Source organism: Fibrobacter sp. UWH9, from assembly GCF_900129715.1.
Lineage (GTDB): Bacteria > Fibrobacterota > Fibrobacteria > Fibrobacterales > Fibrobacteraceae > Fibrobacter.
The window spans coordinates 1-21,483 of sequence record NZ_FQWP01000031.1 but is presented as its reverse complement, the minus strand read 5'-3'; the positions used below and the strand labels follow the sequence as shown (position 1 = coordinate 21,483).

Sequence of the window (21,483 nt, the reverse complement as noted above, 5' to 3'; positions counted from 1 at the left end):
TTTTTCACCCTATTTTTATCAAAATTCTTCCAAAAAACACTATTTTAAGGATAGTAGAATGAAAAAGTCTGGTTCCATAATAAAAATGATAATGTTTTCGCTGGCCACCTTATTGGTAGCCTGCGGTCATGATTCATTCCAGACCATGCCTTCAAAAATTTCAGACTTCAAGGGGATCCTCATCGGGCAAAAGGACAGCATCACAAGCTATCGGACGCAAAAAGGAGAGGCAACCCTTATAGTCCTTACGGCATCATGGTGCCCCGCCTGCCAGGCAGAAGTTCCCAGCCTCAAGGAAATTTCCCTAGACTACACCAACAGGGGGCTTAAAATTCTGCTTATCAGCGAAGACGACTCCCCCACTATAGCAGCCCGATACAAAAAGAAGGCGGAACTCCCCTGGACAATGATTCACTGGAATTACGACATCATGAACGCCTTGGGAAATCCAGGCGTCCTTCCAGTCAGCTACCTCGTCAACCAACAAGATAGTATCGTCAAAGTGAACGTGGGCATTTTCGACAAAAACGAAATGCGATATCAACTAGATAAAATTCTGCGCTAGGCAACAGGGCTGGGGAACAAAATCACATCGGCGATTTCTTCCTTACCCATGGCAAGCATAAACAAACGGTCCAAGCCCAACGCGACGCCAGAACAGGCAGGCATGCCTGATTCTAGACCGGCCAAGAAATGTTCGTCGATCGGAGGCAGAGGCTTACCCATGGTCTTGCGGATTTCCAGATCAGCATCAAATCGTCTGCGTTGCTCCACAGCGTCTGTCAGCTCGGTATATCCATTGCAAAGTTCCACCTGATCTACAAACAATTCAAAACGCTTTGCCCAGGTGAGTCCTTCAGAATCCACATAGGTTTGAGCGAGAGCTGCCTGAGAGGGCGGATAATCCAGAATAAATTCAGGTCCGTTACTTGCAAGAGCCGGTTCAATTATAAAGACCATCAGATAATCCCACCAGTCTTCGCGGGACATGGACTGCATTTCGGGAACAGGAATTTCGCGAGTGCGGCAAGCCTCGGCAAAGTCCCCGAGATTTTTGCAGAAAGGGTCAACGCCGGCATAATTTTTAAAGGCATCGATCCAGCGGATGCGACGAGCGTTTATGGGCTTTCCGAGAATTTCACTTACCAAAGCTTCCACTTCGTCCATCAGTTTTTCTTGAGGCCAGCCAACGCGGTACCATTCCACCATACTGAACTCATTGTTATGATGGCTTCCGAATTCATCTTTACGGAAAGATTTTGCAATCTGGAAAATGTCGCCGAACCCGGCAGCCAGCAATCGCTTCATGTGGAATTCGGGGCTAGTCATCATGAAACGCAAAGGCTCACCAGCGGCACCCACCTGAAAATAATCCAGCTGGGGATCCGTTCCACCAGCGTTAGAAAGAGTGGGCGTTTCTACTTCAAGAGAACCTCGAGCAGTAAAGAATTCGCGGACCTTGTTCATCAGGGATTGACGTTTCAGCCAATTCTCTCGAGAACAGGTGGGAGCAAACGAAACGGGAGCCTTACCATCCATCATATTATTCTTCCGTAGAAGCGGCATCACCGCCGGCAACAGGATTCATGACGCAACGGACAGACATGGAGAAAGCCTTGTCCACTGGCATAGAGGAAACTTCCTTATCGGTGCTGAACATAGAACGAGCCACACCGCGGCCATCACCAACGTCAGCATCAGTCCAGAAGTATGCGCCCTCACCCTGAATGACAGAGATGTTATTCTTGTTGACATAACCGCCAAAGAGAACGGTAAAGGCGTAATCGTCAGAGCCATTGCTACGAAGTTTTTCGGCAGCTACATTGGCACCGCCGGCATAAACTTCCAGCATTTTCCATTCGTCATCAGTAGAAAGGTGAGAACCTTCGGGGCAAGCCGCCTGAGCTCCATCATAGGAATAGAGACGTCCGAAGACCTTGCAGTTCTCTTCTTCTCCGTCATAACATTTAGACTTGTCTTCCATGACGTAAGCCAAGTTCTGTACAAACCACTTGGTACCATTAATGTCCTTCACCTTGTAGCTCTGGTTATCACGCGGATCCACAAATGTTTCAAAAACAGGGCAACGGGCTTCAAGTTCCTTGGAAGCTAGGATGGAATCCACCTGAGGTTGCCACATATAGCAGAAGCGGAAAAGCTCGCCACCGGGAAGAGCGGAACTGTCGGCCTTGTGCCTGTCAGCCCACTGGTTCACGTAGGAAACGCTGATTACAGAAGAATCGGGAATCGAAAGACCCTTGGCATTAGCCTGCATCAATTTTGCAAAAGGTTCCGCAGCGGACATGGGGACTTTCCAGAAGCCATCCACGATTCCATTACGGAGAGCCTCGTAAAGGGGAGACGGTTTAGAAATGGTGATCACCGTATCCACATAATGTTCGGGAACAGCATCGCAAACCGGTTTATGCTCCACGCCACGCAGGGTATCTGTCTGAGCCCAGCATTCCTCGATGCAAGCCTCGCGAGCCTTACCTTTCTTCGCGCAAGGAACCCAGAGGGTCGTGTCCACCTGTTCCTTCACAGGCTTCGCGTAAGCCTTAGTTTTCAAGGCGGACTTTGCCACGGAACCAAGAGTTTCAATGGCATTTGCATTTCCTGCCGTAGCATCGGCAATCAATTTGTTGGTCACCTTGAGACATGTTTCCATGTCCTTGCCATTGGAGCAGGCCTTGACACCATAGCCATACACAAACTGGTTGGGGCAACTTTCAAAAGATTCACCAGGCATGGCCTTAAAAATCTTTTCATAAACTTTTACGGCATCGTTGGGGGAAAGTTCACCGCAGTAAATTTCCTCAACTTGACCTTTTTTCACCATCTTCTGCACAGTAGCCACATCGCCTGCATCCACAGCGTCACGAAGTTCCTGTTGGGCAAAAGCAGTCGCTGCAAAAGACAATGCAAGCCCGGTCATAACAAAAATGTTTTTACGTCTATAAACCATACCAATAACCCTTTAATTTTTTTCAGCCCCAAATATACAAAACACGGCTCTATAAGACATCAAAACAATTCTAAACATTTTTCAATTTCTATTTTTGGACATATGATTGATGTAAAGTTTGATGCAGAAAAAATCCGTAGCGAATTTCCCATGCTCGTGGCAGGCGACAAGGAAGCTAAACCCCTGGCATTCCTGGATAGCACCGCCACCACCCAGAAGCCCGCATGCGTTATCGATGTCATGAACGACTTCTACCGAGAACACTACAGCTCCGTAAAGCGCGGCGTCTACCGTTTGAGCGCACGCACTACCGAGGCCTACGAAGCCACCCGCAAGAACATCGCCAAGTTTATAAACGCCAGGAGCGAAAACGAAATCGTCTTTACCCGCGGCACCACCGAAAGCATCAATCTGGTGGCCTGGAGTTACGGACGCAAGTTCTTTAACGAAAGCGATGAAGTTCTCATTAGCGGATTGGAACATCACGCAAACATCGTCAGCTGGCAAATCGTTGCCGAAATGAAGGGTGCAAAAATCAAGGTCATCCCGGTAAAGGACGATGGAGATTTGGATTTGGGTAAGCTACCGGAACTGCTAACCGAAAAAGTAAAGATGGTGGCCGTAACCCATGTAAGCAATGCCGTGGGCACGGTAAATCCCATCAAGGAAATTATTAAGACCGTCCGCAGCAACGCTCCCCAGGCAAAGATTTTGATTGACTGTGCACAGAGTTCTTCCCACCTAAAGATTGACGTGCAGGAATTGGACTGCGACTTCATCGCTTTTAGCGGACACAAGATGTACGGACCCACAGGAATCGGCGTTCTTTACGGTAAGTACGACGTGTTAGATTCTATGCCACCTTGGCACGGCGGTGGAGAAATGATCAAGAACGTCACCTTCGAAAAGACCACTTACGCAGAGGTCCCTGAACGTTTTGAAGCAGGCACTCCCGCCATCGCCGAAGTCCTTGGTTTGGGCAAGGCTGTAGAATGGATTCAGGAAATTGGGCTGGACAATATCCGCGAACATGAAGAAAAGATTGTTGCATACGCTCTTGAGCAATTGGCAACCATCCCGCAGATCAAGGTGCTCGGCAACCCCAAGAATCGCGGAGCTTTAATCAGCGTAACTCTAGACGGAATCGCCGTCAGCGACGCCGCCATGATTCTCGATGAAGAGAACGTCGCCGTGCGCAGTGGCCACCACTGCGCTCAACCTGTCATGGACAGGTTCGGCGTTGACGCAACCCTGCGCCTTTCCTTTGGCGTCTACACCTTGGAACGTGACGTAGACAGGTTCATCGCAGGAATTAAACGAGTCGTAAGACTGTTCGCATAAAGTTCAACGACATTAACGAAGAAATCCCCGGCACTCGTTGTAAGTGTCGGGGATTTTGCAAGACGTTCATCTTAATAGATGAACATCATCTCACGATACTTAGGCAGGGGCCACATTTCGTCGGACACAACCTTTTCGAGAGCATCCACTACCTTACGGGTTTCTGCCATGGCAGCGAGAATATGTTCGTGTTCAGCTTCGAGAGCGGATTCAATCTTGGAGATTGCAGCGGTCAAGTCGCGGTAGCCTTCGCCCAAAGACTTTGCGTAAACGTCCACACCGGGGAAACCCTGGTTGAGAGCCATTTCGTTGGTCTTGAGAGCGCAGGAGTATGCTTCCACCACTCTGGGCAAGATAATATTCTTGGCCATGTCGCGGCAGATTTCACCTTCGATGCGAACGCGCTTGTGGTAATCTTCCACGTTCACTTCGTAGCGGGATTCCATTTCCACGCGGTTCATGACACCATACTTTTCAAAGAGGGCAATGTTGGCTTCGTTCTTCAGAGCTTTCAACGCTTCCAGAGAAGTGCGGATGTTGGGAAGGCCGCGGCGTTCTGCTTCGGCAATCCATTCGTCGGTATAGCCGTTACCGTTGAAGATGACACGCTTGTGTTCCTTCACGATCTTCTGCAGAATCTTCTGGAGACCGGTGTGGAAATTCTTGTCATCCAACTTTTCCAGCTGTTCGGCAATCATGTCGAAAGCTTCAGCAACAATGGTGTTCAGCACAACGTTAGGTTCGGAGCAGGACTGGCTGGAACCCGGAGCGCGGAATTCAAACTTGTTGCCGGTGAAGGCGAATGTACTGGTGCGGTTACGGTCCGTAGCGTCACGAGGCAGCGGCGGCAAACTATCGGAACCAAGCTTCATAGCGCCGGCCTGCTTACTGGACTTGGGTACGCCCTGTTCCAGTTGTTCAATAACATCCATGAGCTGGTCGCCCAAGTACATGGAAACGATGGCCGGAGGAGCTTCGTTAGCACCCAGACGATGGTCATTACCTGCGCCAGCGGTAGTCATACGGAGCAAATCTGCATGAGAATCCACGGCATAAATCACAGCGCAAAGGGTTGTAAGGAACACAGCGTTTTCGTGAGGATTACTGCCTGGGTTCAGCAGATTCGCAGCACCATAGGAAACGCTCCAGTTGTTATGCTTGCCGGAGCCGTTCACGCCAGCGAAAGGCTTTTCGTGAAGGAGGCAAACTAGGCCGTTCTTGTCGGCCACATTGCGAAGCACTTCCATCACTTGCATGTTGTGGTCGCAAGCCAGGTTCACTTCTTCGAACATGGGAGCCAATTCAAACTGTGCGGGAGCCACTTCGTTGTGGCGGGTCTTTGCGGGAATGCCTAGCTTCCACAATTCCATTTCAACTTCGTTCATGAAGTTTAGAATGCGGGCGGGAATCGAACCAAAGTAGTGGTCGTCCATCTGCTGATGCTTTGCAGGAACAGCACCGAACAGAGTGCGGCCAGCCTGATAAAGGTCCGGGCGCTGCAGGTAGAAACGCTTGTCGATAAGGAAGTATTCCTGTTCTGCACCCAGAGTAACGGTGGTCTTCTTCTTGCCAGCCTTGAAGCAGCTCATGAGGCGTTCGGTAGACTTGGAAAGAGCCTGCAGGGAGCGGAGAAGCGGAGTCTTCTTGTCCAGAGCTTCGCCCGTGTAAGAGCAGAATGCAGTAGGAATGCAGAGGGTGGCTCCGTTACCGTGACGCTTGATGAAAGCGGGGCTAGTGGGATCCCATGCAGTATAGCCACGAGCTTCGAAAGTGGAACGGATACCGCCGCTGGGGAAAGAGGAAGCGTCCGGTTCGCCCACGATCAGGTTCTTGCCGCTAAAGACCATGATAGCATCGCAGCCACCGAGGCCATCCGGTTCCAGGAAGGAATCGTGCTTTTCGGCGGTGGAGCCGGTAAGGGGCTGGAACCAGTGAGTAAAATGAGTAGCGCCGCGATCCATGGCCCACTTCTTCATGGCATGGGCAACTTCGCCGGCGATGTTCGGATCAAGGGGAGCACCCTGTTCGATAGTGGCAAGAAGCTTCTTGCAAATATCCTTGGGCAGGTAAACCTTCATGGCGTTGGCGTTAAACACGTCTTCGCCGTAGTAATCCACGTTGACGGTTTCGGCAGGCTTCACCGGAGCGGTCTTTGCCTTGGCGATTTCGTCGATGGTATTCTTTCTATAGGTGCTCATAATGTTTTTCCTTGTGTTCGGTTCCGCGTTGCGAAAACCGTTGTGAAGGCAAAATTAGGAACATCATAGACGCATTTCATCTGTTTTTTTTATAAAAAAGCCTTCTTTTCATTACATTTTTGTAAAAAAGGTTAGATTTTTTACATTTTAGTAAAACATCAAACAAAAATTATGTATATTTACGGCGTCATTTGAGATTTTTTCTCTCCTAGAACATGCTGCACTGAGGGCAGAGTACTCCTAAAAAGTCCCTCGGTGCAGCAATTTTCATAACGGGCCACCCCGAACGGGACCGAAAAGCCAAAAGGACAGCGAGTGGATTTTAACGCGCTAAAGACATCAGCTTTTGTCGAAATAGCGGACGTTCTCAAGACCGTCCGTAAGCGCGATTTGCAACTTGCAGAAGTCCAAAACATCCTTCAAAAGAATTTTAGCGTCGCAGAAAACCTCCACAACGAGGAATGCAATAAAATCCGTGACGTCATAGAAGGTAGATCCGGTGAACTCATTGGAAACACCAGCGAAATGCGCGAAGTTTCCAAGCAGGTCAAGCAAATCGCCCCCACCATCGCCGTCGTCCTCATCCGCGGAAACGCGGGCACCGGCAAGGAATACGTGGCGCGAGCCATCCATCAGACCTCCGACCGAAAGGACGGCCCCTTCGTCACCCTGAATTGCGATTCCCTGAACGATTCCATCGCCAACAACTTCGAAACGGAACTTTTCGGCTACGAACGAGGAGCCTTCACAGGCGCCACCAACCGTCATTTGGGAAAGGCAGAACTTGCCGCCCGCGGCACCCTATTCCTGGACGAAGTCGGCAACCTCTCCCCCACCGCCCAAAAGAAATTACTCCAGTTCATCCAAGGGCAAAGCTTCAGCCGCCTCGGCAGCAACATCGTCCAGCACACCGACGTCCGCATCATGGCCAGTACCGGGAAAAATTTGGAAGCCATGATGCAGCAAGGGCTGTTCCGGGAAGACCTCTATTACCGTTTAAACATCTTTCAGATTAACCTGCCCGACTTAACCCAAAGAAAAACGGACATTCTTCTTTTGGCGGACCATTTCATCGCCAAGATGAACTTGAAATACGGTAAGAAAATCCTTCGTCTGAGCTCCCCCGCCATCGACATGCTCCTGAGCTACCACTGGCCGGGCAACGTCCGCGAACTGGAAAACTGCATTGAACACGCCTGCCTCGTCACCACTGACGTGGCAATCAACGCCTACGACTTGCCACCAACACTACAAACAGACGTCACTAGCGGTTCAGCCCTTTTACCCGAAGGAACCGCCTCGCTAGAAACGCTTTTGGATTCCTACGAAAAAGAAATCATAACCGAGGCCCTCCGACGCAACAAGGGCAACATGAGCGCCGCCGGCAGAGATCTAGACATCAGCCCCCGCGTAATGCACTACAAGATAAACCGTCTTGGAATCGAAATAGACAAAGGCTAGACCTAGCGATAGAACGTTTTTATAACTTTACACTATTACAGCAATTATCTAAATTAGCGGCGTAAACATAGTTTTTGTGCCCTGAAAAGCCTTAGAGAGAACTCCGGTGAAAATCCGGGACGGTCCCGCCGCTGTATGGGAGTACGAAACCGGCATAATTTCAAAACCAGTGGAAGGTAGCCAATCCCTCTGCGAAGGAGCCGGAAGTAGGACGATCCCCGAGTCAGAAGAACTGCAAAAACGGAAAACTTGTAGAGGATCGATGCGAGAGACATCCAACCCAACAACCGCAATAGATGCGGTTCGTTTTTGCGTTATGCAGAAAACACGCCAAACGCTTTTTGCGTTTACGTTTTTTGCGTTTGCCTTGGGTGTAATCACTAGCATCACAAACGCAGCCGAAATACAGGATTTAGGGGTCTCCGAAATTGTCGAACCTCCCCCAACACCCGCCGATGTAGCCCCCAGTTACGAAGAAATCAAGCCCGACTCCTGGGAAGGCCGCGGACTTTCCGCAGCGGAAGTCCTTTCTGCACTCCCCGGCATTCAAAGTTACAAGCAAGGCGGTATGGGCAGCTTCCAGACCGTAAGTATCCGTGGCGTGGCGGCAAGAAACGTTTTGATTTGCATTGATGGAGTTCCCGTCAACGACGCAGGTGGCGGAGCAGCCGATTTAGGCGTCATCGACTTAAACAACATCGAAAAAATCGAAGTCTACAAGGACCGCGTTCCCGCAAAGTTCGGCGGAGCAGGTCTCGGCGGAGCAATCAATTTCGTTACAAAATCAGCCATCCGCAAAAACGGAAGCAAAGGCACCACAGGGCGCATTCTCGCAACCATCGGTTCCCACAATTCTTTCGAAGGTTCTGCACAAGTTTCCGCAAGTCCCAAGGACAGCATTCAATTTTCCGCGACACTTTCCGCACGGCACAGCGACAACGATTACGAATTCCTGAATCGAAACGGAACCGCCTACAACACGGATGACGATTTTACCGACAAACGGGAGAACGCCGAGTTCACGGAATACTCCGGAAACCTGCAATACCGCATACTTCACAAGGGTGACTTCTTTTCTACGATTTCGGCCAGCGTCACCCATACCGAGTCAGGCAACCCGGGACACGAAAGTTCACAGACCAAGGTGGCCGAGTTCGTAGGCGACAACGCACAGGTTTCCTACCGTTTAGAGGCACCCATTTTGTGGCAGAGTCTCTTGCTAGAAGCTGGCGTTTCTGGGAAATTTGAAAAAAATGTTTCTGCATCCTATTACCCCCTGGATTACATCGGCTACAGTTACCCCGATTTTATCCACTACGGTTTAGCAGGATACCGACTGATTCCTGAACTCACCGGCACGCTGATTCTCGACCGTTTCGAGAGTTCCGTACGGCTCGGCGCTTCCGCTGAAAAATGGGAAGCTCGCGGAACTATCAAGGATTTTGGAATTGCACGTTATACAGGTTCCATCGCCGCCAACGGAGAATTCGCCCTTACGAAATGGCTAAGCCTCTTTGCAGAGGGAAACATTCTCAAGACCAATGACGAAATTGATGGCGGAAAGTTCCTTATGCCTACAGGCACGGCAATTATCAGCGATGCGGAAGATCGAGACCTTAGTTTCGCAGGAATGGTCCAGGCAAAATTCGGCAAGAAGGACGGTTGGTTTGGCGGAAACATCAGCATCGGTCGTTATTATAGACAACCTCAACTGATGGAACTTTACGGTGTGTACCAGGGAGTGCTTTCCAATCCCAAGTTGAAAGACGAAACCGCTGTTCGTTTTGAAGTAGGCGGATTTGTACAAAGTCCTTCCAAAAAAAGCACCCTACGCGCCACTTACTTTGACACTCAATTGGAAAATGGAATTTTCTGGACCGTCAGCACAAACACAATGAAGGCTTTCAATGTAGATGACGCCAGTATTCAAGGCATCGAGCTGGAATTAAACAGCAGGCCCGCCAACTTCTTCGAGACCACAATCCGCGGCACAATCCAGGATCCAAGGGACGAAAGCAAGGTAAGAATGTACAACAGCAAGATTTTGCCAAGCGAACCCGTACACAGCTACTATGTTGAAGGAAAGTTCTATTTGCCGCTGCACTTCGACTTGGCTCTTGACGTAAACTATAGAACTCGGATTTACACGGACAGGTTAAACAAAATAAGGCAGCCCCCCGTCGCCAGGTATAACGCAGCACTGGGCTTCGCCCCCTGGGAAACCACCCGTTTGATTTTAGGCATTACAAATATTTCAGACGAAACCTACACAAACATTTTTGCCCCGAACCCCACTCCGGGTAGGGAATGGCATTTCACTCTTTTACAAAAATTCTAACCTCCAAAACATTTCCCGTTCAAACCGGGAATGTCAACCCCCAAAAAAGGAAACGACATGAATCGCAAGATACTCACCCTCCTTACAGCAGCAAGCTTCGCCCTATTCTTCGGCGCCTGCGGCGACGACAACAGCGCATCCAGCAACGGTCCGGAAATTTCCTGCCTTGACAACGAGGACTGCCTAGACGAAGACCTTTCCAGTGCCGACGACGAGCCCTCCTCTTCTAGCAGCAAGAAGGGCGACGCAAAGTCTTCCAGCAGCGTAAAGGATAGCAAGGACGAAAATAAGTCCAGTTCCTCCGTCAAGAAAGATAATGATGAAGGCAAGTCCAGTTCTTCTGAAACAAAGGACGACAAATCTTCCGATAGCAAGAGTGAATCCTCCAACAGCAAGGGCGATTCTTCTTCAAGCGAAACTCAGGAATCCAGTTCTTCCGAAGCTTCCGAATCTTCCTCCAGCGAAGAAGTAAAGCCTGTTGAATACGCAAACACCACCCCGAACCTGGCCGACCTTGAAGTTTCCGGCGACACTCTGTTCGCTGTGTTCCAGCGCCAGAACTCCGACTACAGCATTACTCACAATGGTCTGCTTGCCATGTATAAGTTGAGCGACGGCACCCTTTTGGACACCATCCAGCTTGCCACCAAAAATCCTTCCGCTGTGAAGGTTGCAGGTGGCAATGTCTATGTGGCAACCGCAGGTGCTTATGGTGCAGGCTACAGCCTCCCCGCCGACAACAACCGCGGCATCGAAAAGGTTGACCTTTCCAAGAAGACCTCCAGCCTCTTCATTGCAGGAACAAAGTTGGGCGGTGGCGTCAACGATTTCGTTGTAGATGCCAAGAACAGCAAGGGCTATACCTTGATTTATAATGCCTACGGAGTCACCCCGAAAATTGTGGAAATCAACCTTTCTGCAGGTTCTGTCATCAAGACCATCGGCGAAAGCGAGCTGAAGGATCCTGAAGGCAGTCTGGAATTTGACGCCACCAAGGGTATCCTCTACATCGGCGAACGTTTCCTGGACTGGGACACCTTCGAAATGCACAACAACGTCTATGCCTACGACGGAACCACTCTGGAATACATTTCCGATCTCGATCCCGAACTTGAAGAATATCGTCAGCCCTACAGCATCAAGGCAATCAACGGCGTTCCCTATGTATTCGTTTCTGACTACAACACCGGAGCACTTTATGTTGATTACGCAGACTCCGAATCCGAAGGTACCGACTTCTACCAGGATTCCAGGCTGGCCGCAGTAAACGGCGAGCTCTTCCTGATGGAACGTGGCGATGCAGCTACCATCGCAAAGATCAACACCGCAGACGGTTCCGCTACATGGCAGTCCATCGCCTCCGGCAAGAACCCCTACGACATGGTCGCCGCAAGTGCCTCCACCGCATGGGTCGCCTACTACGGCTCTCCCGTTTTGGAACTGATCAGCACCTCCAACGGTTCTTCCGTGAAGCTGATCGACACCAAGGAATTCTGCGCCGTCAAGGTTGCAGACTAATTGCATAGACCCAGGTAAAACTGGTTAGGAGACAAGGAGGCCCTTCGAAAAAATCGAAGGGTTTCTTTTTATTCAGAACGAACCGCCCTACATTATTCTCAAAAATATACTTTGCAAGTTAAATATCATCTTTTCGTAGCAAAAACAATGATGTTTGACCAATTTTTCGGATCCATTTAAGAATTTCGACTTTGACGATTTCCACCAAAAAGGTACATTTGGCCCAAATAACATTAAACTAACCACTTGGCGGTTTGAACCCGCTAAAGAAATATCATTATGAGTCTAAAAATCGTTGTACTTGCTAAGCAAGTTCCTGACACACGAAACGTGGGTCCCGACGCCATGACGGAACAGGGTACCATCAATCGTGCTGCCTTGCCTGCAGTCTTCAATCCTGAAGACCTGAATGCATTGGAACAGGCCCTCCGTCTGAAGGACCAGTTCCCCGGCTCCACCATTTCCGTTGTGACCATGGGTCTTCCCAAGTCTGCAGAAGTCGTTCGCGAATCTCTCTATCGCGGCGCTGACGAAGGCTTCGTCGTTACCGACCGTACCCTCGGCGGTGCAGACACCCTGGCTACCAGCTACACCCTGGCTCAGGCCATCAAGAAGGTTGGCAACTACGACATCATCCTCTGCGGCCGTCAGGCAATCGATGGCGACACCGCACAGGTCGGTCCCCAGATCGCCCAGAAGTTGGGCCTTACCCAGGTGACCTACGCCGAAGAAATTCTTTCTCTCGACGAAAGCGCTCGCAAGGTCGTTATCCGCCGTCTTATCGACGGTGGCGTTGAAACCGTGGAAGCACCGCTCCCGCTGGTCGTGACCGTCAACGGTTCCGCAGCTCCCTGCCGCCCCCGCAACGCAAAGCGCGTCATGAAGTACAAGAACGCAACCGCAGTTGCCGAACGTGCTCCCGAAGCCGCAGAAAAGTATGCAGCCCTTATCGCTGAAAAGCCCTACCTGAACATTGCCCAGTGGGGTGCAGCCGACATCGAGGCAGATCCTGCTCAGATCGGTAAGGCCGGTTCTCCGACCAACGTGAAGGCTGTGAAGAACATTGTGTTCAAGGCCAAGGAAAGCCGCACCCTCACCGCTAGCGATGAAGATGTGGAAGGCCTGATCAAGGAACTCTTAGAAGGAAAGATTATCGGTTAACCTATGAATAACGTATTTGTATATTGCGAAATTGAAGGGACTACCGTTAAGGACGTTTCCCTCGAATTGCTCTCCAAGGGCCGTAAGCTGGCCGACACCCTGGGTGTCCAGTTGGAATGCATTTGCGCCGCCTCCGGTATCGACGGCATCGAAAAGCAGGTTTTCCCCTACGGCGTTGACAAGGTTCATGTGTTCGACGCTGAAGGCCTGTTCCCCTACACCACCAATCCCCATGCATCTCTCGTGATCAACCTGTTCAAGGAAGAACAGCCCCAGATCTGCCTCATGGGTGCAACCGTGATTGGTCGTGACCTTGGCCCCCGCATTTCTGCCGCCACCCACAGTGGTCTGACCGCAGACTGTACCGAACTCGAAATCGACAGCTTCGAAATGAGCATCGGCGGTGTCAAGAAGTTCTACGAAAATCAGCTTTGCCAGATTCGCCCGGCTTTCGGCGGTAACATCGTTGCTACCATCGTGAACCCGGAACACCGCCCGCAGATGGCTACCGTCCGTGAAGGCGTGATGAAGAAGGAAATCAAGGACCCGAACTACAAGGGCGAAGTCGTAAAGCACGACGTAGCCAAGTACGTTCCCGAAGCTGAATACGTGGTGAAGGTTCTGGAACGCCACGTTGAAGCCGCCAAGAACAACCTGAAGAGCGCTCCCATCGTGGTCGCCGGTGGTTACGGCATGGGCTCCAAGGAAAACTTCGACATGCTGTTCGAACTGGCCAAGGAACTCCACGGCGAAGTTGGTGCAAGCCGCGCTGCAATCGACGCAGGCTTCGTTGCCGACCATGACCGTCAGATCGGTCAGACCGGCCTCACCGTCCGCCCCAAGGTTTACATTGCTTGCGGTATTTCCGGCCAGATCCAGCACATCGCTGGTATGCAGGATTCCGGCATTATCATTTCCGTGAACAATGACCCGGATGCTCCGATCAATGCAATTGCTGACTACGTCATCAACGGCAACGTTGAAGAAGTGGTTCCCAAGTTAATCAAGTACTACAAGGCTAACAACAAGTAGGTGAAGCTCTATGGCAAATTTTTATACTGACCATCCAGAGATTAAGTTCAATATTGAAAGCAGCCCCTTGATGAACCGCATTGTGGAACTCAGGGAAAATGGCTTTGCTAATGAAGAAAAGTCCGATTACGCTCCGGCCGACTACGCCGACGCAATCGACAACTACAACAAGGTTTGCGAACTGGCTGGCGACATCGTTTCTAACGTGATCGCACCCAACGCAGAAGCAGTTGATGCAGAAGGTCCTCATTGCGAAAACGGCCGCGTCCGCTACGCAAGCAAGACTTACGAAAACCTGGAAGCTACCGTAAAGGCAGGCCTTTGCGGCGTTACCATGCCCCGTCGTTTCGGTGGCCTGAACTTCCCCGTAACTGCTTACACCGCCATTAACGAAATGATCGCTGCCGGCGACGCAGGTTTCGAAAACATCTGGTCCCTTCAGGACTGTATCGAAACTTTGTACGAATTCGGCGATGAAGACCAGCGTTCTCGTTTCGTCCCGCGTATCTGCGCTGGCGAAACCATGTCCATGGACTTGACCGAACCCGATGCCGGTTCCGACCTGCAGCGTGTTATGCTGAAGGCAACCTACAGCGAAGCAGACAAGTGCTGGTACCTGAACGGCGTGAAGCGCTTCATCACCAACGGCGACTCCGACATTCACCTGGTTCTTGCCCGCTCTGAAGAAGGCACCAAGGATGGCCGCGGTCTTTCCATGTTCATCTACGACAAGCGCGACGGTGGCGTCGATGTTCGTCGTATCGAAAACAAGATGGGTATCCACGGTTCTCCGACCTGCGAACTGGTTTACAAGAATGCTAAGGCAGAACTCTGCGGCCGCCGCAAGTTCGGTCTTATCAAGTACGTGATGGCCCTCATGAACGGTGCACGTCTCGGTATCGCTGCACAGGCAGTGGGTATCAGCCAGGCTTCCTACGACGAAGCACTCGCCTACGCCAAGGACCGTAAGCAGTTCAACCAGGCTATCATCAACTTCCCCGGCGTCTACGAAATGCTTTCCAACATGAAGGCTCGCCTGGACGCTGGCCGCGCCCTCCTTTACCAGACAGCTCGCTACGTCGACATCTACAAGTCTCTTGAAGATATCGAACGCACCCGCAAGCTCACTGACGAAGAAAAGGCTGAACTGAAGCTGTACAACAAGTTGGCATCCGCCGGCACTCCGCTCACCAAGGGCATGAATGCCGAATACTCCAACATCAACAGCTACGACAGCATCCAGGTTCACGGCGGTTCCGGCTACATGCTGGAATACGCTTGCCAGCGCCTCTACCGCGACGCTCGTATTACCTCCATCTACGAAGGTACTACCCAGCTCCAGGTCGTTGCAGCTCTTCCGCACATCACCACCGGCACCTACACTTCCATGCTCGACGAACTGGAAGCAGCCGCTGTTGCACCGGAATTCGAAAGCCTCAAGGCCCGCGCAAAGGCTATGGACGACAAGTTCAAGGCAGCCATCGACTACGTCAAGGCCGCTGAAAACAACGAGTTCCTGGACCTCTGCAGCCGCCGCCTGTACGAAATGGCCGGTAACTGCGTCATGGCTCAGCTCCTTATCCGCGACGCTTCTGCAAACGCAGAACTGTTCGGCAAGAGCGCCAAGGTCTACCTGAACCTCGCTGAAGCAGAAGTGATGAAGCACTCCAACTTCATCATGGGCATGACTGCAGAACAGATCGCTGACTATAAAGCCTAAAGCTTATAGGTTAAAGGTTATAGAGATATAACCGCGGCTACGCCGTCTGCTGGTACCGCGCGGACTAGCGCCGCGCAGTGCATCGCGAAGGTCCTGCACGGGATGTCATTCCTGCGAAAGCGGGAATCTAGCATTTAAAAAAGACCTCGACTCACAGGAGTCGGGGTCTTTTTTATCGCATCTTTAAAAAAACTTCTAATACCAATCTGTAAAGGAGAGGCCCGGGATATTTTCAAAATGTTTAGTGTTATGAGTTACTAAGGTTAAATTGTTCACCATTGCTGTTGCGGCAATCAGCAAATCCATATCATCAACATTTTTACCAGTTTTCTGTAGCGTAGCTTTTAGTCGCCCAAAACAAGACATTATCTTCGAATTAACATCCAGCATCGGAAAAATGGACTTGATAGCCTCAACCGTCTTCATATTCTTTTCACGATTAGACGATTTTTCCGCACCAAAAACAAGTTCGCCATAAGAAACAACAGAAATCAGCATCGTTGAATCCTGATTGCGAATAAAATTTTCATTCACATTTCCAACATTCTTAAGTCGGTAAATCAAAATATTGGTATCAATCAAAAAGGACATTACTCTCTCCGAAACGAACAGACTGGTTGGCGTTTCTCATATCGGCAATGATTTCTTCAGCACTGCGAGGATCGTCCATAGAGAGCTTTAGAAAACGTTGTGCAGCATTTTCTTCAACATTCTTTTTCTTTGACTTTAAAGAGGATACAATAAACATAAGAAGATCAAGTTGATCTTCATACGAGAGTTCACTGATTTCTTCTGCGAGAGCATTACTCATACAATCCTCCTTGCGATTCGTTCAAAGACAAATATACACAAATCGAAAGCAAAGGACAAGTCAGCCACCTTTTCTACCAATCTCGAGAATACAGGCAAGCAGAGCGTTGCGGGGCGGGGCCGGAGCTGCAGCGAGGGGGAAACCTCCCCCCACCATCATAAGCTCACCAAGGGCATGAATGCCGAATACTCCAACATCAACAGCTACGACAGCATCCAGGTTCACGGCGGTTCCGGCTACATGCTGGAATACGCTTGCCAGCGCCTCTACCGCGACGCTCGTATTACCTCCATCTACGAAGGTACTACCCAGCTCCAGGTTGTTGCTGCCCTTCCGCACATCACCACCGGCACCTACACTTCCATGCTCGACGAACTGGAAGCAGCCGCTGTTGCACCGGAATTCGAAAGCCTCAAGGCCCGCGCAAAGGCTATGGACGACAAGTTCAAGGCAGCCATCGACTACGTCAAGGCCGCAGAAAACAACGAGTTCCTGGACCTCTGCAGCCGCCGCCTGTACGAAATGGCCGGTAACTGCGTCATGGCTCAGCTCCTTATCCGCGACGCTTCTGCAAACGCAGAACTGTTCGGCAAGAGCGCCAAGGTTTACCTGAACCTTGCTGAAGCCGAAGTGATGAAGCACTCCAACTTCATCATGGGCATGACTGCAGAACAGATCGCTGATTACAAGGCTTAATTGATAACTAAGGCGAGTGAAGCGACTAAATTTATTTAGTCATTTCCGAGCCGGTTATCAAAGCAACGAAGTTGCTTATCGCCGACAGGCTCCGCACAGTTAATGGATGTCATCCCGGCCTTGAGCCGGGATCTCCCTTAAAACTTAAAAGACCTCGACTCACAGGAGTCGGGGTCTTTTTTATCGTCATTAAATAATGTATATTCTTTTTGAATATTCATGGAGATTCTTATGGATACCACACTAAACCCGACACAGCTGCATCTTTTGAAGATGTTTTCCTTCGCCAAGGATTCCAAGTCCCTGGAAGAGATTCGCGTTGCCTTGACGGATGTTTTCGCCAAGCGTGTAGAAAATGATATGGACGCACTGTGGGAATCCGGCGAGTGGGACGACAAGAAAAACGAATCCATTTTGAACGAACATCTTCGAACCCCCTACAAGAATGTATGAGAATCGTTCTTGATACAAACTGTCTTTTAGCATCCCTTTCCAAAAGGGGTGCCTATTTCAATGTTTGGCGGGGACTGCAAGAAGGTAAATACACTCTTTGCGTGTCAAATGAAGTCCTAGAAGAATATGAGGAAATCATTGCACAAAGAACAAATTCGACAATTGCCTCCAACGTAATCCAGACTCTACTGAACGCTCCATCTGTAGAACTTATTGATACTTTTTTCAGATTCAACCTAATCAAAGACGATCCAGACGACAACAAGTTCGTCGATTGCGCAATTGCCGGAAACGCCACATTCATTGTTTCCAACGACACTCATTTCAACATTCTCCGAGAAATAGATTTTCCGAAGTTAATTTTGAAGAGCCTGCAAGAGTTCTCCGCAATGCTTCAAAATCCTGAATTATAATTCCGACCTTTTCTACCAATCTCGCGAATACCTGGCGGAATGCTATAAAGCCGGCGAGATACTGGCTGCATAACGGAAGTAAAAGACCTCGACTCATAGGAGTCGGGGTCTTTTTTCGTTCAATTTTTACGCATTTAGTTTTTGCCTATGTTTAGGGAACGTTTCACATTATCCAGGTGTTCCTGAACAACTGCAAGTTCCTTTTGTACATCCATAGTATTGTTTTCATTTTTCGCTTCATATGATTCGCTGACAAAATTCACAACAATGCCAACAACAATATTGAGCATAATAAGCGCCGATATCACAATGAAACTAATCAAGTAAATCCATGCATAAGGATGGACAACCATCAACCCACGTAAGAGATCTCCCCAACCTTCAAAAGTTGTGGTAATTATCAAGGTCAACATTGCAGTTCCTATATCAGCAAACGGTTGGATATCATCATAGATAACATCCGCATAAAGATTCACTCCTATTACAGAGTATATGTACAAGGTTACCAGCATTAACAATCCTGCATATCCTAGACTCGGAATGCTCTTGAATATTGCGTTTACGATAACCTGCATTGTTTTTACCGAGCTAACCAATCTCATTGCCCGAAATTGTTTCAGCAAACGAACAACACGAAGACTTGAGACACACCCCGTAACAGGAATAAACGATATTGCGACAACTAAAACATCAAACCAGTTCCACACAGATACGAAAAAACGACTTCGTCCAGCTATGATTCTTATAATGATTTCTAAGGCAAAGACTCCCAAGCAAAAGGAATCTATGATATCAAGAATTTTTCCACAAGAATCCATTACCGTAGGAATCGTTTCTAAACCTAGGACAATGGCGTTAACCGTAATGAAGAACATTACGATTAACTGGAACCATTTGCTTTCAACTATATGATTCATACGGAAGATTCTGTTGCAAGATTTTCAGATTTTAATTCTTTGACTCGAGGTCCAGCAAAGCTTATTTCCGCTTCCGCACGAACTCGATCTTTGTGAACAAAAATTTCCTTGGGATCAACTAGAGCAATTGTATCACCTTGCGCCCCGTCAGCCTTAGGAAATGCAATACCTTCAAAACGATACTTGTTGTCGATAATTTTTCCAATGATCCAAAGAATCGGCTGACCAGATTTAGGCCCGTTAAAATGAACTTTTGCAAGAAGACCACTATTGAAATCGCTCAAATTGATAATTGATGTATCATATTTATCAGCAAGAAGACCAAGAACAATAGAATATACCATAAGTTCTTCGGATTCAATATCATTCTTATAACGAGCTGCCTCTGCTTCCGCTTCTGCTTTATACTTGGCCTTTTCCTTTTCCACAATATTCATCATGGCGGCCTGAAAATAATTCTCGTAGCTATCAAGTTTATTTTGATTGACGACATTAACGCCAGGCTCAACTTTACGGATGATATGTTTCTTCTCATCTTCGGAAAGATATTTACGTTCTTCCATAATTGCCGCTTCAATTTTCGCCATAAGATTTTGTTCTTCAGCTTTTTTCTTACCCTCTTCGTAGGCAGAGCGAATCTTCGCTAAATCAGCGCCAGGCTTCTTAAAAAGATCCAGAAGATACTTTTTATCCTCATCCGAAATCTTTTCAAAATCTATCGTTTTAAACGGAGATTTCTCCATGACATGACTAGCAGCATCTGCGATAAAGAAGGACCATTTACGTCCGTTTGTCAAAATTCCAACTTCGACAAGCATGTTCTGCACATAGGAAGCCAGTTCATCAATATGCTTTTGATTTTCAACATCTTCCGAAAGACGTTTCGCCTCAATAATGCACTTGTAATTCGCTGTTTGAATAAGATAATCACAACGACTATGATTTACCTTAGCTCCAATTTGAGGCAACTCTACTTCAACCTTATAGCAATCAACACCAGCACCATATTCATACCCCCACACTCGTTCCACCATGTTTCGGATGATGTAATTTTTTACAGCCTCCTCATTATTAAGTTCGTTCGTTAGGGTGAGAGACTTATACTTCTCAACAAGAGCGTTAAGATTTTTCATTTTTACTCCTTCTGATATTATTCTGTTATAAATTCATTCCAAGTCTGTTCACTTGTAATAAAGATCGGGGCACCTTTCTTTTTAAGACCTACGGCCTTTTCAATTTTACGTCCCGATGATTCATGGATCCAATCTCGACTGACCATTGTTCCAATCACTACATAATCCGTAGAATTGGTAACACTACCTTGTGGGATAGCTCCAAGGCTAGCGGCCTTTGACTCAACTTGCTTACGACTTCCGGAAATAAACTTTCCCGTAAAACAAATATTTTTACCATTTAAGCTTCCCGATATGGGATCATTAAATAGAGACGTTGCACCACCAATAGCATCACCGTCTTCTGTAAAGTGGGTTCCAACAATGTCAGAGACAAGGGTATTCAATTCCTTAAGTTCCGCATCATCCACAACCTGATCCCTTAGAATCATATTGATTCTATCATACACAATATTGAATGGGAACGTTTTTTGAAGTTTCAAAGGTGCATTAAACACATACTGTTTAAGTCTTTCAAATTCAGCTTTGTTTATTATACCATCAGCTGAAATTCCTTTCAAAAAGCCCACAAACTGATTTACCTCAACATCACTTTCAAAGACGTTTTCCGAAAATTCGAGACAATCATCTAGAAGACATTTTAAATCTTCACGTTCCTCACTTGTAATCACACCATCTTCCAAAGCAGCCTTTACGGCATCATAAATATCAAGGATATCTCCTTTCATTTCGCTTTGCTGTTCAAGCCAGACCTGAAGGAATAATATTTCTGTGTCATTTAATTGTTGGTCCGCCGTAATTCCATTCAATACGCCGTAAAGAGTTGCTGCAGCTTTATTTCTGTTGCGCACTCTATTAAAATTGCCATTCAACGGCTGACCATCAACGTCAAGTTCTGTATTCTTTTCAATGCCTTCCATAAATCATTTCCCATATGGTTTTAGGGTAAGATTCTTTTGCAAAAAGACTAAAGAACTTCAACTTGCACATTTTACCAAACAAAAAAAGCGTGGGTGCGTAAGTGCAATCTCACCTGAGGCTCGGCAAAGCCTACCACGAAATAAACACAAACGACCCACGCCCATTTCTGGACGTGAGCGTCTGCTACTCATTCTATCGTGATGTGAAATTTTGCCGATTTCAGGTGATGAACAAGAGCAAAGCTCTATATGTCAAAAATGCATCAAATCCTTATAAAAACCTCTTATGCTTATACATTCACAATATAATTGGCGAATTTAAGTCGCCAAGTAAATTTGTTTAACTTGCCTAGAAATATACTCTAATGGGGTGAGAAATCCAAGTCGTTTTCTCGGCCGATTGTTC

The 21,483-nt window shown here is 48.4% G+C and carries 19 protein-coding genes and 1 riboswitch; of the genes, 11 read left to right on the top strand and 8 right to left on the bottom strand.

Annotated features, from left to right (window positions below):
* The first annotated feature begins 58 nt into the window (after window positions 1-58).
* Window positions 59-565 (top strand): TlpA family protein disulfide reductase, encoded by a 507-nt coding sequence (locus tag BUB94_RS15275; protein ID WP_073238667.1) that lies wholly within the window; start codon window positions 59-61, stop codon window positions 563-565.
* Here the strand turns inward: BUB94_RS15275 and epmA are convergent.
* The gene (gene epmA, locus BUB94_RS15270) at window positions 562-1,542 is read right to left on the bottom strand and encodes an EF-P lysine aminoacylase EpmA (protein ID WP_254793760.1); all 981 of its coding nucleotides are present in this window, start codon (window positions 1,540-1,542) and stop codon (window positions 562-564) included. The two genes, BUB94_RS15275 and epmA, sit on opposite strands and share 4 nt — an antisense overlap.
* 1 nt (window position 1,543) lies before the next feature.
* Window positions 1,544-2,935 (bottom strand): FISUMP domain-containing protein, encoded by a 1,392-nt coding sequence (locus BUB94_RS15265; RefSeq protein ID WP_254793759.1) that lies wholly within the window; start codon window positions 2,933-2,935, stop codon window positions 1,544-1,546.
* A gap of 132 nt (window positions 2,936-3,067) precedes the next feature.
* Here BUB94_RS15265 and BUB94_RS15260 point away from each other — a divergent pair, with 132 nt between their 5' ends.
* Entirely contained in the window at window positions 3,068-4,306 is a 1,239-nt protein-coding gene (locus BUB94_RS15260) for an aminotransferase class V-fold PLP-dependent enzyme (RefSeq protein ID WP_073238661.1), read from the top strand.
* A gap of 71 nt (window positions 4,307-4,377) precedes the next feature.
* On the opposite strand, the gene BUB94_RS15255 is transcribed toward BUB94_RS15260, so the two are convergent.
* Window positions 4,378-6,504, bottom strand: a complete 2,127-nt coding sequence (locus BUB94_RS15255; RefSeq protein WP_073238659.1) for a glutamine synthetase III family protein — start codon at window positions 6,502-6,504, stop codon at window positions 4,378-4,380.
* 315 nt (window positions 6,505-6,819) lie between these two features.
* Between BUB94_RS15255 and BUB94_RS15250 the strand changes: the two genes are divergently transcribed.
* The 6 genes from BUB94_RS15250 (at window position 6,820) to BUB94_RS15225 (ending at window position 15,734) form a co-directional block, all read left to right on the top strand.
* Complete coding sequence (locus tag BUB94_RS15250; protein WP_073157666.1) at window positions 6,820-7,965, top strand: sigma-54 interaction domain-containing protein; 1,146 nt, start codon at window positions 6,820-6,822, stop codon at window positions 7,963-7,965.
* A gap of 57 nt (window positions 7,966-8,022) precedes the next feature.
* Window positions 8,023-8,220: riboswitch (cobalamin riboswitch) on the top strand.
* A gap of 61 nt (window positions 8,221-8,281) precedes the next feature.
* Window positions 8,282-10,303, top strand: coding sequence for a TonB-dependent receptor (locus BUB94_RS15245; protein WP_217653150.1), 2,022 nt, complete (start codon window positions 8,282-8,284; stop codon window positions 10,301-10,303).
* A gap of 57 nt (window positions 10,304-10,360) precedes the next feature.
* Entirely contained in the window at window positions 10,361-11,821 is a 1,461-nt protein-coding gene (locus BUB94_RS15240) for a hypothetical protein (protein ID WP_139260270.1), read from the top strand.
* 279 nt (window positions 11,822-12,100) lie between these two features.
* The gene (locus BUB94_RS15235) at window positions 12,101-12,982 is read left to right on the top strand and encodes an electron transfer flavoprotein subunit beta/FixA family protein (RefSeq protein WP_073238642.1); all 882 of its coding nucleotides are present in this window, start codon (window positions 12,101-12,103) and stop codon (window positions 12,980-12,982) included.
* 3 nt (window positions 12,983-12,985) lie between these two features.
* Window positions 12,986-14,014 carry an electron transfer flavoprotein subunit alpha/FixB family protein gene (locus BUB94_RS15230; RefSeq protein ID WP_073157676.1) on the top strand — a complete coding sequence of 343 codons (1,029 nt, stop codon included), beginning with the start codon at window positions 12,986-12,988 and terminating at the stop codon, window positions 14,012-14,014.
* 10 nt (window positions 14,015-14,024) lie between these two features.
* On the top strand, window positions 14,025-15,734 hold the full coding sequence (locus tag BUB94_RS15225) for an acyl-CoA dehydrogenase family protein (protein WP_073238639.1): 1,710 nt from the start codon (window positions 14,025-14,027) through the stop codon (window positions 15,732-15,734).
* A gap of 195 nt (window positions 15,735-15,929) precedes the next feature.
* Here the strand turns inward: BUB94_RS15225 and BUB94_RS15220 are convergent, their stop codons facing one another.
* Both BUB94_RS15220 and BUB94_RS16960 read right to left on the bottom strand, forming a co-directional pair.
* Window positions 15,930-16,325 (bottom strand): type II toxin-antitoxin system VapC family toxin, encoded by a 396-nt coding sequence (locus BUB94_RS15220; RefSeq protein ID WP_073238636.1) that lies wholly within the window; start codon window positions 16,323-16,325, stop codon window positions 15,930-15,932.
* Window positions 16,309-16,545, bottom strand: coding sequence for a hypothetical protein (locus BUB94_RS16960; RefSeq protein ID WP_175549747.1), 237 nt, complete (start codon window positions 16,543-16,545; stop codon window positions 16,309-16,311). Before BUB94_RS16960 ends, BUB94_RS15220 begins: the two co-directional genes overlap by 17 nt.
* On the opposite strand from BUB94_RS16960, the gene BUB94_RS15215 reads away from it, so the two are divergent.
* The 3 genes from BUB94_RS15215 (at window position 16,495) to BUB94_RS15205 (ending at window position 18,107) form a co-directional block, all read left to right on the top strand.
* Window positions 16,495-17,241 carry an acyl-CoA dehydrogenase family protein gene (locus tag BUB94_RS15215; protein ID WP_073238633.1) on the top strand — a complete coding sequence of 249 codons (747 nt, stop codon included), beginning with the start codon at window positions 16,495-16,497 and terminating at the stop codon, window positions 17,239-17,241. The two genes, BUB94_RS16960 and BUB94_RS15215, sit on opposite strands and share 51 nt — an antisense overlap.
* 231 nt (window positions 17,242-17,472) lie before the next feature.
* On the top strand, window positions 17,473-17,694 hold the full coding sequence (locus tag BUB94_RS15210) for a hypothetical protein (protein ID WP_073238670.1): 222 nt from the start codon (window positions 17,473-17,475) through the stop codon (window positions 17,692-17,694).
* Entirely contained in the window at window positions 17,691-18,107 is a 417-nt protein-coding gene (locus tag BUB94_RS15205; RefSeq protein WP_073238630.1) for a putative toxin-antitoxin system toxin component, PIN family, read from the top strand. Before BUB94_RS15210 ends, BUB94_RS15205 begins: the two co-directional genes overlap by 4 nt.
* 134 nt (window positions 18,108-18,241) lie before the next feature.
* Here the strand turns inward: BUB94_RS15205 and BUB94_RS15200 are convergent, their stop codons facing one another.
* The 3 genes from BUB94_RS15200 to BUB94_RS15190 are packed head-to-tail and all read right to left on the bottom strand — an operon-like array spanning window position 18,242 to window position 21,077.
* Window positions 18,242-19,024, bottom strand: coding sequence for an ion transporter (locus BUB94_RS15200; protein ID WP_073157687.1), 783 nt, complete (start codon window positions 19,022-19,024; stop codon window positions 18,242-18,244).
* Window positions 19,021-20,157 (bottom strand): type I restriction enzyme HsdR N-terminal domain-containing protein, encoded by a 1,137-nt coding sequence (locus BUB94_RS15195; RefSeq protein WP_073157690.1) that lies wholly within the window; start codon window positions 20,155-20,157, stop codon window positions 19,021-19,023. Before BUB94_RS15195 ends, BUB94_RS15200 begins: the two co-directional genes overlap by 4 nt.
* Window positions 20,158-20,174: 17 nt before the next feature.
* Window positions 20,175-21,077 carry a BRCT domain-containing protein gene (locus BUB94_RS15190; RefSeq protein WP_073238626.1) on the bottom strand — a complete coding sequence of 301 codons (903 nt, stop codon included), beginning with the start codon at window positions 21,075-21,077 and terminating at the stop codon, window positions 20,175-20,177.
* Window positions 21,078-21,483 lie beyond the last annotated feature (406 nt).